The organism is uncultured Bifidobacterium sp., from assembly GCF_945269915.1.
Classification (GTDB): domain Bacteria; phylum Actinomycetota; class Actinomycetes; order Actinomycetales; family Bifidobacteriaceae; genus Bombiscardovia; species Bombiscardovia indica.
On sequence record NZ_CALYOY010000011.1, the window covers coordinates 12,397 to 28,809 of the forward strand.

13 protein-coding genes are annotated in these 16,413 nt (G+C 62.8%); 2 read left to right on the forward strand and 11 right to left on the reverse strand.

What is annotated here, in order from left to right:
* Positions 1 to 6: 6 nt before the first annotated feature.
* The 5 genes from Q0K62_RS03255 to mraZ are packed head-to-tail and all read right to left on the reverse strand — an operon-like array spanning position 7 to position 4,749.
* Positions 7 to 885, reverse strand: coding sequence for a UDP-N-acetylmuramyl peptide synthase (locus Q0K62_RS03255; protein WP_297316550.1), 879 nt, complete (start codon positions 883 to 885; stop codon positions 7 to 9).
* Between the two features lie 48 nt (positions 886 to 933).
* On the reverse strand, positions 934 to 2,700 hold the full coding sequence (locus tag Q0K62_RS03260) for a penicillin-binding protein 2 (RefSeq protein WP_297316578.1): 1,767 nt from the start codon (positions 2,698 to 2,700) through the stop codon (positions 934 to 936).
* 14 nt (positions 2,701 to 2,714) lie between these two features.
* Positions 2,715 to 3,182 (reverse strand): hypothetical protein, encoded by a 468-nt coding sequence (locus Q0K62_RS03265; protein WP_297316551.1) that lies wholly within the window; start codon positions 3,180 to 3,182, stop codon positions 2,715 to 2,717.
* On the reverse strand, positions 3,182 to 4,276 hold the full coding sequence (gene rsmH, locus Q0K62_RS03270) for a 16S rRNA (cytosine(1402)-N(4))-methyltransferase RsmH (protein ID WP_297316579.1): 1,095 nt from the start codon (positions 4,274 to 4,276) through the stop codon (positions 3,182 to 3,184). The genes Q0K62_RS03265 and rsmH overlap by 1 nt, the downstream gene beginning before the upstream one ends.
* A gap of 38 nt (positions 4,277 to 4,314) precedes the next feature.
* Positions 4,315 to 4,749: a division/cell wall cluster transcriptional repressor MraZ gene (gene mraZ, locus Q0K62_RS03275; protein ID WP_297316580.1), complete on the reverse strand. Its 435-nt coding sequence runs from the start codon at positions 4,747 to 4,749 to the stop codon at positions 4,315 to 4,317.
* Between the two features lie 483 nt (positions 4,750 to 5,232).
* On the opposite strand from mraZ, the gene Q0K62_RS03280 reads away from it, so the two are divergent.
* On the forward strand, positions 5,233 to 7,509 hold the full coding sequence (locus Q0K62_RS03280) for an AAA family ATPase (RefSeq protein ID WP_297316552.1): 2,277 nt from the start codon (positions 5,233 to 5,235) through the stop codon (positions 7,507 to 7,509).
* 2,454 nt (positions 7,510 to 9,963) lie between these two features.
* On the opposite strand, the gene Q0K62_RS03285 is transcribed toward Q0K62_RS03280, so the two are convergent.
* From Q0K62_RS03285 to Q0K62_RS03295, 3 genes are all read right to left on the reverse strand, one after another.
* Positions 9,964 to 10,122 carry a hypothetical protein gene (locus Q0K62_RS03285; protein ID WP_297316553.1) on the reverse strand — a complete coding sequence of 53 codons (159 nt, stop codon included), beginning with the start codon at positions 10,120 to 10,122 and terminating at the stop codon, positions 9,964 to 9,966.
* Between the two features lie 251 nt (positions 10,123 to 10,373).
* Positions 10,374 to 10,835: a transcriptional regulator NrdR gene (nrdR, locus tag Q0K62_RS03290; RefSeq protein ID WP_297316581.1), complete on the reverse strand. Its 462-nt coding sequence runs from the start codon at positions 10,833 to 10,835 to the stop codon at positions 10,374 to 10,376.
* Positions 10,836 to 10,951: 116 nt separating this feature from the next.
* Positions 10,952 to 11,215: a LysM peptidoglycan-binding domain-containing protein gene (locus Q0K62_RS03295; protein WP_297316554.1), complete on the reverse strand. Its 264-nt coding sequence runs from the start codon at positions 11,213 to 11,215 to the stop codon at positions 10,952 to 10,954.
* Positions 11,216 to 11,619: 404 nt separating this feature from the next.
* On the opposite strand from Q0K62_RS03295, the gene lexA reads away from it, so the two are divergent.
* On the forward strand, positions 11,620 to 12,303 hold the full coding sequence (lexA, locus tag Q0K62_RS03300; protein ID WP_297316582.1) for a transcriptional repressor LexA: 684 nt from the start codon (positions 11,620 to 11,622) through the stop codon (positions 12,301 to 12,303).
* Between the two features lie 96 nt (positions 12,304 to 12,399).
* Here the strand turns inward: lexA and Q0K62_RS03305 are convergent, their stop codons facing one another.
* From Q0K62_RS03305 to hflX, 3 genes are all read right to left on the reverse strand, one after another.
* A complete protein-coding gene (locus Q0K62_RS03305) occupies positions 12,400 to 13,338 on the reverse strand; it encodes a cation diffusion facilitator family transporter (protein ID WP_297316555.1) in 939 nt (312 codons plus the stop codon).
* 297 nt (positions 13,339 to 13,635) lie between these two features.
* The gene (locus tag Q0K62_RS03310) at positions 13,636 to 14,598 is read right to left on the reverse strand and encodes an L-lactate dehydrogenase (RefSeq protein ID WP_297316556.1); all 963 of its coding nucleotides are present in this window, start codon (positions 14,596 to 14,598) and stop codon (positions 13,636 to 13,638) included.
* Positions 14,599 to 14,812: 214 nt separating this feature from the next.
* Entirely contained in the window at positions 14,813 to 16,288 is a 1,476-nt protein-coding gene (hflX, locus tag Q0K62_RS03315; RefSeq protein ID WP_297316583.1) for a GTPase HflX, read from the reverse strand.
* Between the last annotated feature and the right edge of the window lie 125 nt (positions 16,289 to 16,413).

Consider the following 16,413-nt stretch of genomic DNA (forward strand, 5'->3'; position numbering starts at 1 on the left):
CACCTCTCAGGACATTTCACGGGAGACGCGCAGGGCGCTCCTGATGTTGTTGCGCTTGACCCCGGCGGCCATGACCATCGATATGCACAGGGAGAGGTCCTCGATGGGCGCCTCCGGGGGCAGGGACTGCCTGGCCATGGAATCCGAGTCGTCGCTGCGTCGGGCCACGGTGGTCCGACCGCCAAGATTGAATCCGAACCGCCTGGCCTGGGAGATCATCCTCGTGTGGCGCAGGTCCCGCCCGGAGGCCGTCTTCGGCCCCAGACCCACCACGTCCATGTCGACCGACTGGAGGGCGTCGTTCTGGAGGGTCTCCTCCCCCACCGAGATGACGACCGCGGCGGCACCGTCCTCAAGATATATGGACAGGCAGCGCTGGATGTCGAACATGCTCAGGGGGTAGTCCATGCTGAGTTCGCGGTCCAGGGAATAGGAGCCGTGTGCGCTGATGACCCCGACCGGGTTGCCCAGGACATGCAGGAAGTCCGCCAGGGTGTCCACGCTGCTGTAAACGTCCGACCCGACCAGGCCGAAGACGGCCAGGGAACTGGACGGGTCGCCGGCTGCGTTGGAGAGGAGCTGCCCCATCTGGGAGGGCAGCATGGTGCCGAAGAGGAGGGGGATCTGTGCGTTGCGGATCCTGTGCCGGGCGGTGGGTGGCAGGAGAACGGCATAGGCCCCGTGGCGCTCCGCCTCATCCACCATGTCCTGGTCGGCCTCTTCCGTCGGTACATAGAGACTGCCGGGACGAACCGAAACCAGGTCGTTGGCAAGGGACGTGACCGTCACCGGTTCAGCAAAGGAGGGTATCAGGGTCAGCCCATACCTCCCCTTGAGCTGCCCCAGGGTCATTCTTCGGGAGATTGACTCGCTCAGCGCGCTCATACTCCAATCTCTCCTTCGCTCGGGATGGCCGACGACATCTCGCCGGTATCACCATTCTACCGGGATAGCATCGGTTCTGGGCGTGGAGGCCGGCACCCTGTATTTCTGCATAAGGAATTCACCGATTTGGGCAAAGACGGGGCCGGCCGTGATGCTGCCGAAGACCCCGTCGCTGCTGGTGGGGTTCTTCAGAACCACGGTGACCACATAGTGGGGATCGTCGGCCGGGATGACGCCCACCCAGTCGCTGATGATGCCGGTCAGCCCGCCGGAACCGTCGGCGACCTCCGCCGTGCCGGTCTTGGAGGCCACCCGGTATCCGTCCACCTTGGCCGTGCTCTGGTATTCCTCGGCCACCGATTCCATCCCGTTCATGACCGAGGCGGCCACCTTCTCGTCCACGACCCTGACCTGGTTGGCGTTGGTCTTCCCCTCGTTGAGGATGATGGACTGGTCGGAGCGGACGCCCTTGTTGGCCAGGGTGGCGATGGCGTTGGTCAGCTGGATGGCGTTGGTGGCGTATCCCTGGCCGAAGAGGACGGTGTTGCGGGTACGGCGGTCCCAGGTCTGCGGGGTGGTGAGCAGACCCTTGGACTCCCCCGGCAGACCCAGGGCCGAGGGTTGTCCGATGCCGAACCTGGTCAGGTAGTCGTAGCGCTTCTGGTCGGGGTACTTGTCGCCTGCCATGACCATGCCCACGTTGGAGGAGTTCTGCAGGATGCCGGCCAGGGTCCAGTGCTTGGTCGGATGGTCGAAGGCGTCCTTGTACTGCTGGTTGTCCACGGTGATGTGGTCGGGGACGGTGAACTTGTCCGCCATGGTGTGCAGCTGCTCCTGGAGCATGCCCGATATGGAGATGGTCTTGCCGATGGATCCCGGCTCGAAGGTCTCGGCCACGGCACGGGAGGGATGGATCTTGGCATCGTCACTGCCGGCCTGGTAGTCATCGGTGTCGGCCAGGGCCACAATTCGGTTGGTGCGGGTGTCCTGGACCACTGCCAGGGCCCAGTCGGCGTGGAAACGATCACGGCCGTTCTTCAGGGCCTGACGCACGTACCACTGGACGTCCTGGTCTATGGTCAGGGTCACGTCCTTGCCGTCGACCGGCGGGTTGGACTTGGTCATGGTGCCGGGAATCTGCTGGCCCAGCATCCCCTGCTGGTAGACCTCGTACCCGTCCTTGCCGGTCAGCTGTCTGTTCTCGGTCTGCTCCAGGCCGGCGACCCCCTTGCCCTCGTTGTCGATGCCGCCGATCAGGGGACCCATCAGGTCGGCATGGGGGTAGGTGCGTTCACTGCTGAGCTCGGCCGTGATGATGCCGGCCAGACCAAGCTTGTCGATCGACCGCTTGACCTCGGGCGTGACCTGCTTGGCCAGGACCACATAGCGGCCTGGCACGCTGAGCTTGCCGCCCAGTTCCATGGCGTTCATCTTCAGGTCGGGCGCCAGAAGTCGGGCCACACCGGCGGCCCCATCGGCACCCACCGGCCTGCCCTTGATGCTGTGGCAGTTGTCGCGGGTCTTCTCGGTGCAATCGATGGGGACGAAGTCGGCAGCGGCCTTGGGATCGCCCACGATCGTGTACCGTTCCAGACTCTGGGCCAGCACCCGCCCGTTCACATCCAGGATTCGCCCGCGTTGGGCCTTGAGGGTATGGGGTACGGTGCGACCCTCGGACGCGGCCTGGGCCATGGAACGGCCGTCGAAGAGTTGGATGTAGGCGAGTTTGCCCAAGGCCGCCAGAGCTGTCAGGACCAGGACCAGGCCCACCACGAGTGACCTGCGGCAGAAGGGGCGCCGCCAGGCTGTGGACATTCCTGATTTGCGGCTCAATGCTGGCCGCCGGTCTTGTCGGAGGACGGGGCCTGGTAGCCCTGGAGGTCTATGGAGTTCAGCCCCTGCTGTGGTTGCATGCCCAGCTCCTGGGCCTTGTCGGGAAGGGACGCCTGGAGCTGATCCAGCTTGTTCTGGTCATCCTGGACGTCCTGGGTCAGGTTGCTGATCGAATTCTGCACCCGGGTGGCCTCGAAGGAGTTCTGGACCATCTGGGTGCGCAGCATCAGGGAACCGAACATCGAGGTCGCCAGGAAGATGACGGCCACCAGGATATGCATCATGGGGGTGCCACGGGTATGGGTCCAGGAGATGACCCTCCTGGCCCCCTCCACCATGGCCCGGCCGCCGGTTTGAGTTCCCTTGACCAGGTTGAGTTCAGGACGGGTTGAAATAGGCTGGGATTGCGGGTGACCCTTCCCGGGTGTCGCTCTGGAGCGCACGGTACGAGCTGCCGATGCCATCACAGTCCCCTTCCGTAAGCGTGTACGGACCCAGCCGAGGCCGACCGGCCCCCGCCCCTTCCATTGCGGCCCCTGGTGTCAGAACAGATCTGACCTTCCAGTTCCCGGCGACGCTCCTGGGGGATGGAATCCGTCAGTTCCACCGCCCTGAGCCGCACCGAGGCGGAACGCGGGTTCAGTTCGAGCTCCCGCCGGTCGGCCTTGATGGCGCCATGGGTCAGGTCCCGGAAGAAGGGCCTGGCTTCTTCGGGAACCACGGGCAGACCCGCGGGCAGATCCACATGCAGCCCGGCCCCCATGAACCGCTTGACGATTCGGTCCTCCAGGGAGTGGTAGGCCTCCACAACCAGGCGCCCCCCTAGGGACAACCGCAAAGCCGCCTGCGGGAGGGTGCACTGGAGCTTGTCCAGTTCCCCATTCACCTCGATGCGCAAGGCCTGGAAGACCCGCTTGGCCGGATTGCCGGGAGCCCTGTGGGCCTTGGGCACAACCCGGTCGACCAGCCTTTCCAACCGGGACGATGAGGTCAGGGGTTCCTTGGCGCGTTCCTCGACGATGGCCCGGGCTATGCGGCCGGAGTAGCGCTCCTCCCCATAGGTGCTGAAAATCCTGGCAAGGTCCTCCTGGCTGGACTCGGCAAGAATCTGGCTGGCCGTGAGATCCTGATCGGTATCCATGCGCATATCCAGGGGGGCGTCCCTGCGGTAGGTGAAGCCACGGTCCTCCTGGTCGATCTGCAAGGAGGAGAGGCCCAGATCCATGAAGACCAGGTCGACCACGTCGACCCCCTCCTGGTCGAGGACCTGGTCCAGCTGGTCGAAGGCCGCATGGACAGGTCTGAACCTGTCGGCCAGACCTGCGTCACGCATCCTGCCCGTGGCCAGGTCCAAGGCCTCCTGGTCCCGGTCGATGCCTATCAACCTGGCCTGGGGGCACGCCCGGAGGAAGGCCGTGGCATGGCCTGCCAGGCCCAGGGTACAGTCCACCGCGGTGGCACCGGGATGGTCGAGGGCCGGAACGGCCAGGTCCAGGCAGTCCTGCAGGAGAACAGGCTGATGCACCTCTCCCCTGTCGACGGCCTCCTGGTCGGGCATGCCGGTCATCATGCGCCGGTCCGCTTCCCGAGCGCCCATCAGAAGTCCACCGCCGGCAGAACGTCGTCCGCAATGTCGGAGTAGCCCTGCTCCTTGCTGTCCAGGTATGTCTGCCAGGCGTCCTGATCCCAGATCTCGGCCCTGGTACCCACGCCGATCACGACCACCTTGGAGGTCAGACGGGCATAGTCCCGGAGCATGGGGGGTATCAGAATGCGGCCCTGTCTGTCCGGAATCTGGTCAACGGCACCGGAAAGGAAGACGCGCAGATAGTCCCTGGCCCCCTTGTTGCCCATGGAGGTGTGCTGGATGCGAACCGCCATCCTGCGGAACTCATCCACCGGAAGGAGGCTGACGCAGCGTTCCTGACCCCTGGTCATGACCAGCCCCCGGCCCAGTTCTGTCCGGAACTTGGCGGGCAGGGCCATCCGGCCCTTGGCATCCATTTTGGGGGTGTAGGTACCCAGGAGCATAGGCGGCAGAAGGGATGAGACCTCGTCTTCGTCCAAGGTCCGGGCCTTTTCATCATCCACGGCGGAGGGGGTTCCGGCATGTGGCTCATCTGCCATGGTCCCCACCTCCTTCACCCTCAAGTCGCCCACGACCATCACTGATATCGGATGGTCGGTATCCACAGTGTTCCCCACTTTACCCCACAAATCACCATAAATCACCACCGATTGTCCAATTTGATGACGAATCAACGAGTTGATCCCCCAAAATGCGCATATCCGGCGTTTCCTGGGAGGGGTGAGGACTTCGCCATGATTGTCGCCGACGATTTCCCGACGGCTTATCGCACCTGGCCGAACCGGCCGAAATCGCGCCTGCTCGCATGCAAGGAGTCAGGGAGGGGAGGAAGCGGGAAAAGGTAGAGGTCACGCGCTATATTTGATAACCCGGTTTTGTTCAATCGCCTTGGCCGAGCGTGAATTCACCACAGAAATGGGACGCACATGTCGAGCTATTCCTCGCAGCTAAATGAAGAACAGGGTGCAGTGGACAGTGCCTATGCCAGGCTGGACGACCTTCGTAGACAGGCACGGACCAGGCTGGACGTGGTCAGGGCGGCCGGTTCCCACGGTTCCCCCACCCAACGCACCGAACGCGACTCCTTCGCCACCATGTACGAGGACAGGCTGGCCCAACTCAGGGCTGTGGAGGATCGTCTGGTCTTCGGCCGGCTGGACACCAGGGCCGGCGAGCGCCGGTACATCGGCCGAATCGGTCTGCTCAACGCGGACCATGAACCCATCCTGACCGATTGGCGGGCCGATGCGGCACGTCCCTTCTATGAGGCCACCCCCTCCAACCATGGCGACGTCGTCATGCGCCGCCACATCACCCTGAGCTTCCGAAGGGTCACCGGCATCGAGGACGAGATCCTCGACCTGCAATCCCCGCGGGTCGGCCAGGCCGCCGACAGCGGCACCCTGGCCGGGGAAGGGGCCCTCATGGCCTCACTGTCCAGCCGCCGTACCGGTCGCATGACCGATATCGTGGCCACCATCCAGGCGGAACAGGACAGGATCATCCGTGCCGACATGGCCCAGGCCCTGGTGGTCCAGGGCGGCCCCGGCACCGGCAAGACGGCCGTCGCCCTGCACCGGGCGGCCTACCTGCTCTATACACACCGCCGGATGCTCGAACGTTCCGGGGTCCTGGTCCTGGGCCCCAGCTCCGCTTTCCTCCACTACATCGACCAGGTCCTCCCCTCCCTGGGAGAGACCGGGGTCCTGAGCAGGACCATGGCAGACCTGATACCGGGCATCAGGGCCGAGCGGCAGGACGACCCGCACACCGCCCGCCTCAAGGGGGACCGTCGAATGGCCCAGGTGGTGGCCAATGCCGTGACCGCCCGCGAGCGTGTCCCATCCACCCTGCCCACGGTCATGGTGGATGGGGTGCCGGTCCCCATGCTGGCCGTGGACCTCCAGGAGGCCCTGGCCGACGCCCATAGGAGCCGGCAAACCCACAACCAGGCCAGGGCGGTCTTCGTCCGCGCCGCCCTCCATGCCATGACCACCCGGTATGCCGAGCGGGTGGAGTACGAGCCCAAGGAGGAGGAACTGGCCAGGGTCACTTCCCTGCTCAGACTCAACGACAAGGTGCGCAGGACCCTCAACCTGGCCTGGCTGCCCATGAAACCCACCTGGCTGGTCGACAATCTCTGGTCCCGTCCCGACCGTCTACGCCGCTACGCCCCCTGGCTGGGCCAGGATGAGATCGAACTCCTGACCCGCCCCAGCGGCGCGGACCTGACCGTGTCGGACATCCCCATCCTGGATGAGGCCATGGAGCTGCTGGGCCCCGACCCCCGGGAGGAGGAGCGCCGCAGGGCCGAGGAGGCACAGCAGGAGGAGGAGCGGCGTTTCGCCCAGGACACCCTGGCCCAGAACGGCATCGGCTCGGGCATCGTCACCTCCCGGATGCTGCTCGACTCCATCAACGGACATGACGAGACCATGGCGGCCCAGCAGGCGGCCAACGACCGGGAATGGGTCTTCGGCCACATCGTCGTCGACGAGGCCCAGGAGCTGACGGCCATGGATTGGCGGATGCTGATCCGACGATGCCCCTCCCGCTCCTTCACCATCGTCGGCGACGTGGCCCAGACCTCGGCCCTGGGCGGCACCAGGTCCTGGGCGGAGACCATGGACCCCCTCTTCGGCCCCGACGGATGGGACCTGCGCCAACTGACCATCGACTACCGCAATCCCAGCCAGGTGTCGCAGATGGCCTCCGCCTTCGCACAGTCTGAAGGGCTGCAGGTCTCCACCCTCAAGGCCGTCAGACAGGTCGAGGGAGCCGTTGAATGTCTGGTCGCCCCCGACGATGACCGACTGCCGGAAGTCGTTCAGAGCCAGGTCCGGACCCTGGCAGAACAGTACGTGGGGCAGGACGGGACCGGACGATTGGCCGTCATCGCACCGGACGGACTGATCGGCACTGTCCGCGAATCCGTCGGCCAGGCCCTGATCGGTTTCCCCCGGGCGGAAGCCATACGTGACCAGCCCGTCTGGGACCGGCAGGTCCTGGTCACGCAGACCGGGGATACCAAGGGGTTGGAGTTCGATGCGGTGGTCCTGGTCAACCCTGGCCGGATCGAGGACGAGGCCCCCTCCCGCCTGACCGCGGCATCGGACCTCTATGTGGCCATGACCAGACCCACCCAGAAGCTGGTCGTCATCCAGACCAGGGAGGATGCGGCCGCATTGCCTTTCCCGCGATAAGTATGTAAGGCGGATGCCTGGCATGGCGCCCCCCCCCCCATTGCGGGAAACCGTCCTCTCCGCTTCCCCGCAGCCGCCTGCTTGGGTCTCATCCATCTCGTCATCGCCCCTCGCGCTTGATTTGGATAGAGACACCGGTGGTGGTGCCGTTGTATGACGTCACCCCCGTCAAAGGTGCTGTCCATATAGGAGACCATCTTCAGCTTCTTGCTGGACCGTCCACCCGACTGGGAGGGGACGACGGGCACCCCCCAGCCTCGGATACCCAGGCACGGCGGTGTTGTTCTTTGACGAATCCGCGAGTTCGATGTCGCATCCATTCCCGGCTTGTCGGTCCATATCTTCCGGCTCCGTCCCGGACCTCGAACCGCAGCTGGGTGAACATGTCGGGGAAGTACAGGTTGTCCACGGGGTTGATATTGTCCGCAAGGGTGGGGAAGGTGCTTCTTGATCTTGTTATTGGGATCCGGATTCATGATCCTGATATTCAGCGCTCCGATATCCGGACCGATGGAGGTGACGGTCATGGACCACTCTTGGGGACCGGTGGCGTAGGAGTCCCGCAGGATGACGGTAACCGGCTCCTTATCTCGCTCCCCGTTGAGACCCGGTTGACTCATCCTCCTGGCGGTCATCAGGGGCACCTTGAATCCGGTATCGGCATGTGCCTGCCCTGCTCCCCCTATTCCCGTACAAGCCGACATCAGCCAACGTCGGCACAAGAATCACGGACAGAAGCGCCGGAATCGTCCTGACCGACTTTGCAGGACCCCACCTGCTTGATTCCAAACGGGTCCCTCTCCGGGTTGATGGCACAAGGATCGGTCCCTCCCTCTCCTGGTACCCATGAAAAGGAGCTTCTGGGAGTGGCCATGTCACGACGCACTGTCTCCTCCCCGATACCCAACGGAATCGGTCCATGTGAACGTTCCGGAACCGTTCCAAGCGGCCCTTCTTCATATACCCAGGGAGGAATCAAACACGGGCGGCACCTCGCCACCGACACGCCTCCTCTGCTTATATACCCACAAAGAGGAGACCGGTCTCGAAGAGATGTTCAGGACCATCACACCCCCCACGGAGAGGAGGTTGAAGAACTCATCCACCTTGTTGACAAGCGGCCCTCAACCCCCATAGTGAAGAGTCCTGCTGCAGTAGGGGCCTTTACTGCGACCGAGCTATCCGCGTGGAAGAGGCCTGCCCTATCCCGGCCCGTATCACCCATTTGGCATCAAGGACGTCTTCTTCCACAGACGGTTGCCGTTGACATCAATGGCATCAAACTGCCTGGGCTCATCCCTGTACACACTGTTGTCGGTTACATCGGCGGCCTCCGGCACGACCATACGGGTGGCCGGGGCTCCCAGGCCCGGAGTCTATGGCTCTTGGTCAGCAGCGCTCCGTATCCATGGCCTCCGGCCCCCTTCGGATACCCGCCGTTCTCCTTGGACACCTTGGATACGAGGGGAGCCGGAACCGGATTGAAACAGCATGCGTCCTTGCCGGAGGACCGGGAACAGGGAGCCTGCTTCTGCTTCTTGTCGGTGTCATCGTCACTGGAGGAACACCCCCAGGAGCCCTTCATCGCTGATTCCGGCAGATACGGCGAAGGCACGGCCGGCAGTACATGGTGTCATCCGAATCAACGGCATAGAAATTCTCATATCCACTCCACAGGGCCTTGACGAGGACGCCCGGGGGCAAAGCTCACAGGGGTTGGTGCCGGGGATACGCACGTCTCCGTCCCACTGGCCTTGTCATCAAGGTCATGGTCGATCACAGGCCATTCGTCCGGATTGTGTTCGCTCCGGGATCCGCTGGTCTTGGCATTGTGCTTGCCCGCTCCTCTGTCACCGAAGACGTTGTGCCCACCGGTTCATACGGTTCCGTTCCCTTTCTGACAACTCGTTGGATGCCACGTCCTTCACCTTGAAGGTATTGTCGCCCCGGGTAGGTGCCTATCGGGGTGCCCGGACCGTCTATGGGCCACCAGGTGGCGCCGGATTCCTGAGGATTCGCCTGATTGATGGGGTCGGGGAATACCTTCGGTGGTGCAGTCAGGTCTTTGTACACCCCATATGCACCTCCTCTTGCCACCTTCTTTTCCGACTCATACCCCGGTAGCTGGGTTATGGCCGTGTTGACCGTGGTGGAACCACCGCCTTGGGTCTTGTCACCCATCCTTGGATGTTCCCATAGCAGTCCCACAGCCATGGTGGCTTAGGCGGACCCGGCCACCTCCTTGATGCAACCAAGACCATGCACAACAGCCGGCTTGTTGCTGGCCTGGCGCTTGTCACCATCCTTTGTGTTCGGCGCCGCCCCGTTCCTGCCGCCGGTCCACGATCGATGCTCCCCGGTGTCGGTGTGTTTGCAACCCGATCCGCACTACCCCAAACCCACAGATTGCCCACTTGTCCGGGACCCTGGTCGCATCCGAGGAGCAGGTTCCCCTCACACCAGCCCATCACCGAAGTTCGTGTAGGAGGAATCGATATTCACGCAACGATTCCGAACATAGGCCACGTTGGCTACACCAGCTCCAGCGAACATGACCAGAGCCAAGACCACGGCATACAGGACCTTGATGATATTCGTCCATGAACGGTTCACAACAAGATCTCCTGACTGGATCAGGCGCGAGTCAAGGCTGTCGGATTGCGGACACCGCCGATCAATACCGGATTCACCATGATACCGATTCGGAACACAACGCCATCAGCAAGCCGGAATACCGTGTACCGATACAGGACAATAGTGGATTATCACAGCTGTTGTTCTGAAAAGCTCCACTTATCAGTCTCGAGCGAACTACGGTCCGGAACGGGGTCAGAAGATATCACGGGGGGGGGGGGCAGGGATACCTACCGCGATTCGGTTCTATCCTCTTCGCGCAGAACGTCGATGGCGGACTGGAAATCCTCGAGATCAGCGAAATTCTGGTAGACGGATGCGAAACGCAGATAGGCAACCTCGTCAAGTTTGCGCAACGGGGTAAGGATTGCCTTGCCGACCTCCTCCGAATCCACCTGGGCCAACCCTCGCGACCTCAGATCCTCCTCGACCTGCTGGCCCAGCTGCTTAAGGTCAACCTCATCAATGGGCCTGCCCTGGCATGCCTTGCGAACGCCGGAGATGACCTTGTCACGGTCAAAGGGTTCAGCATTCCCGGACCTTTTCATGACCAGAAGGATGGAGGTCTCGACAGTGGTGAACCGGCGCGAGCAGTGCGGGCATTCTCGACGACGCCGAATTGCATGGCCGTCTTCGCTGATACGGGTGTCGACAACCTTCGTATCCGGGTTCTGGCAGAAAGGACAGTGCATGCTTTTCATCTTAACGCCAAATCACATCAATAGACCAGACCGACGAAACCCTGGCCACATTCCCCATATTCATCGGAGGGTGGCACCACCCGGTTCACCCGAAGGCAGAGTCCCGATCAACCCTGATCGCTCGGAACCAGAAGACGGTCCCCAGCCTGGAGGTTTGGCGTAGAGAGGTTGTTGATCTTCATGATGCGATCGACGTTGGCATTGACGTCCTCACCGGCAGGGGTAATCAAGGCCGCGTAGGTCCAGACACTGTCACCCGGACGCACCGTGTATGACACCACCGCCTGTGGACCAGTACTGGACTCGGCAAACTGTGCGCCTATCCCCAATCCACCAAAGACAAGGGCCAGACCCAGGAGAAAAGCAATCACCTTTCCCCTGGCGTTCAGATGATAGCGACGACCTGAGCTCTGCCGACCGGCGGATCGTCCTTGTGCCGACCAGGAAGAGGCAGCCATCCCGGACCGAGACACGGGAGTCTTCGCTACAGTACTACTGGTCATGACCACACCTCTCTCGAACGTTTGTTCTATCGAACATCTGTTCTCATTGTGGCACACGCCGACCGGTTTGACAACCTCTGTTCGAACATTTGTTTGATTTTTCTCATCTTTGGGATACACTGTCAGCAGAAGCCACAGAGAAGGAGCCCGCCTTGACCACCATCCACCTCATCCAGGAGACTGCGGCGGTTCCCGAATCCGATCAGACACGAACCTTGACCGGGCGCCCCGGGGAGGACCTTGCCCGCACCAATCGGAAGGGGGCCACCGAGGTGGAGGAGAGAGAAGGGAAAAAGAACCAGGAGGCTCACACCGACCTGACGGACCGCCAGGAACGCGTCCTCCAAGCCATCCGTGCCCACTTGGAGGAGCAGGGATACGTCCCCTCCTTCCGTGAGATCGGCAGGGATGCCGGGCTGAAGAGCACCTCATCGGTCAAGCACCAGCTTCAGGTCCTGGAAGAGCTGGGATACATCCGGCTCACCGCCAACAAGGGACGCGCCATAGAACTTGTCCAGGAGCAGGAACCAACGGCCAGGATCGTTCCCTTCCCCACACCTGATCAGGATGAGGCCATCGCCAATTCGCATGATGTCCCCCTGGTGGGCAGGATAGCGGCTGGCCAACCAATCCTGGCCGACCAGCACATAGACGATGTCATGCGGCTACCGGAACGGTTGACCGGAACAGGACAACTCTTCATGCTGGAAGTCCACGGCGACTCCATGGTGGATGCCGCCATCTGTGACGGGGACTTCGTGGTGGTACGGCAACAGAACCAGGCGGAGAACGGTGAAATCGTTGCCGCCCTCCTGGACGATGAGGCCACCGTCAAGACCTTCCGTCGGGATGGGGACCACATCTGGCTGATCCCCCACAACCCGGCCTACTCCCCCATCGACGGCACCCACGCCACCATCATGGGCAAGGTGGTCACCGTCCTGCGCAAGGTCTGATTCCGCCCATCATCACAGCTCACCTCCCGCCCACCTGGAGGTGAGCTGTGTTTTACCTCCTTACTGGTGCTGCTGGACTCCGGACGGCTGCGCGCCTCACATATCAAGATGTTCACCACTCTGGTCACGATGCCCCAGGGGCTCGATCTGGAAGGTGGTGTGCTCCACGGAAACAGGGAAGTGGGTACGCAGACACTCCTGCATGCTGGTCAGGATACGTTCACTCTCGGCAGGGGAAGTACCCTCCTTGACCGTGACATGGGCCGACAGCTGTGGCAACCCGCTCGAGACGCTATTGGCGTGGAGGTCATGCACTTCAAGCACACCCGGGACCTGTTCCAGGTGATCCCGTACCTGCTTCATATCCAGCCCCTGCGGGGGTTCCTCCAGAAGCACCCTGAAACTTCGGGAGAGCAGGCCCAGGGCCCGGGGGATGATCAGGATGGCGATGATTCCACCGGCCACTGCGTCGAACCCGTTCCAGCCCGTCAGAAGCATGACCACGGCCGAGACCACCACGGCCACCGACCCCAGGGCATCGTTCATGACCTCCAGGAAGGCCGCCCTCATGTTGAGGTTGTCCTGGTGGCTGGATCCCAGGACGAGGATGGACCCCACGTTGGCGGCCAGCCCCAGGATGCCGAAGAAAAGGAGGAGCCCTATGTCCTCGACCTGGCCATCGCTGCCCCCGAACAGACGCCTACCGGCCTCGAAGAGGGCATAGACACCGACCAGGAGGAGCACTAAGGCACCGCCGGCCGCCGTGATGACCTCCAGCCGTGACCACCCCCAGGTCCGGTTGGCCGTAGGGCGGCGGTCCATAAGGATGGCAGTAACGGTCGAGGCGATCAGGACGGCCATATCGGTCATCATATGACCGGCGTCCACCAGGAGGGCCAGGCTGTGGGTGATGAAGGCTCCGGCGACCTCCGCCATGAAGACGGAACCGGTCAACCCCAGGGTGGTCAGGAGTTGCCTGCGATGCCGGCGTCCGGCTTCACTGGACACCCCAGTATGCTCATGATCTTCGACCATCAGTGGATACCTCCCCGCAATCGATTTGCCCCAGGACCCGACGGGCCATACATCACCAGGCGGCACATCCTGGATGAGAGGTCTTCTCCTCAATGTCGACGCCGAACCACCCGGCTCACATGCGGTGCCATCCTAACATCATGAAAACGGGGTCGGGGAATATCTTCACAAAAGAAATGGGGCATCCGGATTGCTCCCGGATGCCCCCATGCCAGTTCAGGCCCGGACCAGTCAGGCTTCGCCGCGCCCGCAGGACCCGGAGCTCAGAACGAACCGGTCCGGATGGATGCACACAAATCAGAAACCGAACTTGCCGGCCGTCTCCTTCAGGGTATCGGCGGACCGCTTCAGGGCCGCAAGTTCGCCATCACTGAGCGGGGTGTTGATGTGGGTGTTGACACCCTCGCGGTTGAGGACGCTGGGCACCGACATGCAGACACCCGTGATGCCATGGAAGTCCTCCAGAAGCGAGCTGACGGGCAGAATCCGGTCCGTCCCGTTCATGATGGACTCGATAATGTCGACACCGGACATGGCGATGGCGAAGTTGGTCGCACCCTTGCCCTCGATGATCTGGTAGGCCGCGTTCTTGACCTCCTGGTGGATCTCCTCGCGCTTGGCCGCATCCAGGGGCTGGTGGCCGGGCAGTTCCTTCCAGTCGCACATGGGAACCCCGCCGATGGTGGCGGAGGACCAGAGCGGAACCTCGGAATCGCCATGCTCGCCGGCAATGTAGGCGTGGACGTTCTTCACGTTGACACCGGTCTGCTGGCCGATCAGGTAGCGCAGTCGGGCGGAATCAAGGTTGGTGCCCGAACCGAACATCTGGTTGGCGGGTAGCCCCGACAGGTCCAGGGAGACCCTGGTGACGATATCGACGGGGTTGGTGATGAGCATGAAGATGGCATTGGGGGCGACCTCGACCATCTGCGGGATGATGGACTTCATCATCTCGATGGTGGCGCCGGCCAGGTCGAGGCGCGTCTGCCCCGGCTTCTGCCGGGCACCGGCGGTGATGACCACCATGTCGGCCCCTGAACAGATCTGCGGGTCATCCGACCCGTCAATGGAAACAGTCGGATAGAAGCTGGAGCCGTGCTGCATATCGCGCACCTCCGCCTCCACACGCTGCTTGTTGACATCCTCGAGCACAATCTCGCGTGCAATGCCACGCTGAGCAGCCGAAAATGCCAGGGTGGAGCCCACCGCCCCAGCTCCTACAATCGCAAGCTTGGTTGGCCTGATTGGTGATTCCGCCATAGTTCTTATTGGACCTCTCTTATCGGAACCCGAGAAAGACGGGTTTGCCGCTTTCATTAAACCCACTGTATCCGTAGTATATGACCTTCGGTCATGATTTCCCTATCACAGGCGATTGTACGGGACCTTCACCGCACAGACCAGCCGATCAGAACTTCAAAACAATACCGAGAAAGACTCGAACCGACCAGACCAGCCAAGGTCGCCAACGGTTTCAGTCTATCGACTCCTTCATGAGGGCAGCCGCCAATCCGTCATCCACATCGGCGCTCAGCCCTATTCCGTCAGGTCGGTAGTCCAGGGCGGTCACCCTACCGAATTGTCTGACGCGAGCCAACAAGGACCCGCTGGTATAGGGCAGGAGGGCCTCCACATGGACCTCGGGCCTGGGCAGGAGGGATTCCACCCGCTCACGCAGATCGTCGATACCGATTCCGCTCCGTGCGGAAACCTGGAAGGCATCGGGCTCAAGGTTGGAAAACCTCTCCCGGGTGGCCCGATCAATCAGGTCGACCTTGTTGAAGACCAGGACCCTGGGGATGGACCCCACGCCCTCGATGTCGGCCAGGACCTTGTCGACGGCGCGAATCTGCCCGAAGGGGTCGGGGTGGGAGCCGTCCACCACATGAAGGATCAGATCGGCCTGGGCCACCTCCTCCAGGGTGGATTTGAAGGCCTCGACCAGCTGGGTGGGCAGGCGACGCACGAACCCGACCGTGTCGACGTAGACATAGAGTCGCCCGTCCCTGGCCTTGGTCCGGCGCACGGCCGTATCAAGGGTGGCGAAAAGGGCGTTCTCCACCAGTTCCCGGGACCCGGTCAGCCGGTTGGTCAGGGAGGACTTGCCGGCGTTGGTATACCCCACCACGGCCACGGCCGGCAGGCCGTACCGCTGCCTCGACCCCCTCTTGACCTGTCGGGAGGGGGCCATCTGTGCGATCTGACGCTTCAGGCGGGTGATACGGTGACGAATGACACGGCGATCGGTTTCGATCTTGGTCTCACCGGGGCCTCGTGACCCGATGCCACCGGACTGACCCGCGGCCTGGCCACCGGCCTGACGGGAGAGGGATCCACCCCAACCACGAAGCCTGGGCAGCATGTACTCCAACTGGGCCAGCTCCACCTGGGCCTTGCCCTCCCGACTGGTGGCATGCTGGGCGAAGATGTCGAGGATCAGGGCGGTCCTGTCGACCACCTTGACCTTGGTCATGTCCTCCAGGGCACGTCGCTGGGAGGGGTGGAGGTCATCATCGGTGATGATCGTATCCGCCTCGAGCCTGGCAACGATATCGGCCAACTCCCTGGCCTTGCCCGAACCCACGTAAGTGGCGGGGTCGGGCTTGTCCCGCTGCTGGAGAAGGCCATCCAGGACCTCCGCCCCGGCTGTCTGGGCCAGGGCGGCCAGCTCACGCAGGGATTCCTCGGCTCCCTCCACATGGGTCTGGGCATTCGACCAGACGCCGACCAGAACCACCCGTTCCAGGCGGACCTTCCGGTACTCGACCTCGGTCACATCCCGGAGTTCGCCCAACCCTTCGACGTGCCTGAACTGGCTGCGCCGCTGGCGTTCCTCCCACTCCACCTGTTCACCGGCCGGGGGCGACCCCCCTGCGGACCGGTCGGAAAGGACCTCGGACCGCCCGGCCAGGGGGTCGACGCGTTTCGGACGGGTAGGCGGGGACGGCACCTCCCCCCGAGGCCCGGACGGGTCGGGGTTGGCGGCTTTGCCGGGGTCTGCACCGTCTTCTCTGGGATGGTTCTGGGTCAAAGGCACCTCTGCACACATGGACTATGGAATCCGCCGGGAATCCG

Excerpts from the sequence above, each read along its gene's own strand:
- Q0K62_RS03255 (WP_297316550.1), bottom strand. The coding sequence starts at position 885 with ATGAGCGCGCTGAGCGAGTCAATCTCCCGAAGAATGACCCTGGGGCAG.
- Q0K62_RS03260 (WP_297316578.1), bottom strand. The coding sequence starts at position 2,700 with ATGTCCACAGCCTGGCGGCGCCCCTTCTGCCGCAGGTCACTCGTGGTG.
- Q0K62_RS03265 (WP_297316551.1), bottom strand. The coding sequence starts at position 3,182 with ATGGCATCGGCAGCTCGTACCGTGCGCTCCAGAGCGACACCCGGGAAG.
- rsmH (WP_297316579.1), bottom strand. The coding sequence starts at position 4,276 with ATGCCCGACCAGGAGGCCGTCGACAGGGGAGAGGTGCATCAGCCTGTT.
- mraZ (WP_297316580.1), bottom strand. The coding sequence starts at position 4,749 with ATGCTCCTGGGTACCTACACCCCCAAAATGGATGCCAAGGGCCGGATG.
- Q0K62_RS03280 (WP_297316552.1), top strand. The coding sequence starts at position 5,233 with ATGTCGAGCTATTCCTCGCAGCTAAATGAAGAACAGGGTGCAGTGGAC.
- nrdR (WP_297316581.1), bottom strand. The coding sequence starts at position 10,835 with ATGCACTGTCCTTTCTGCCAGAACCCGGATACGAAGGTTGTCGACACC.
- Q0K62_RS03305 (WP_297316555.1), bottom strand. The coding sequence starts at position 13,338 with ATGGTCGAAGATCATGAGCATACTGGGGTGTCCAGTGAAGCCGGACGC.
- Q0K62_RS03310 (WP_297316556.1), bottom strand. The coding sequence starts at position 14,598 with ATGGCGGAATCACCAATCAGGCCAACCAAGCTTGCGATTGTAGGAGCT.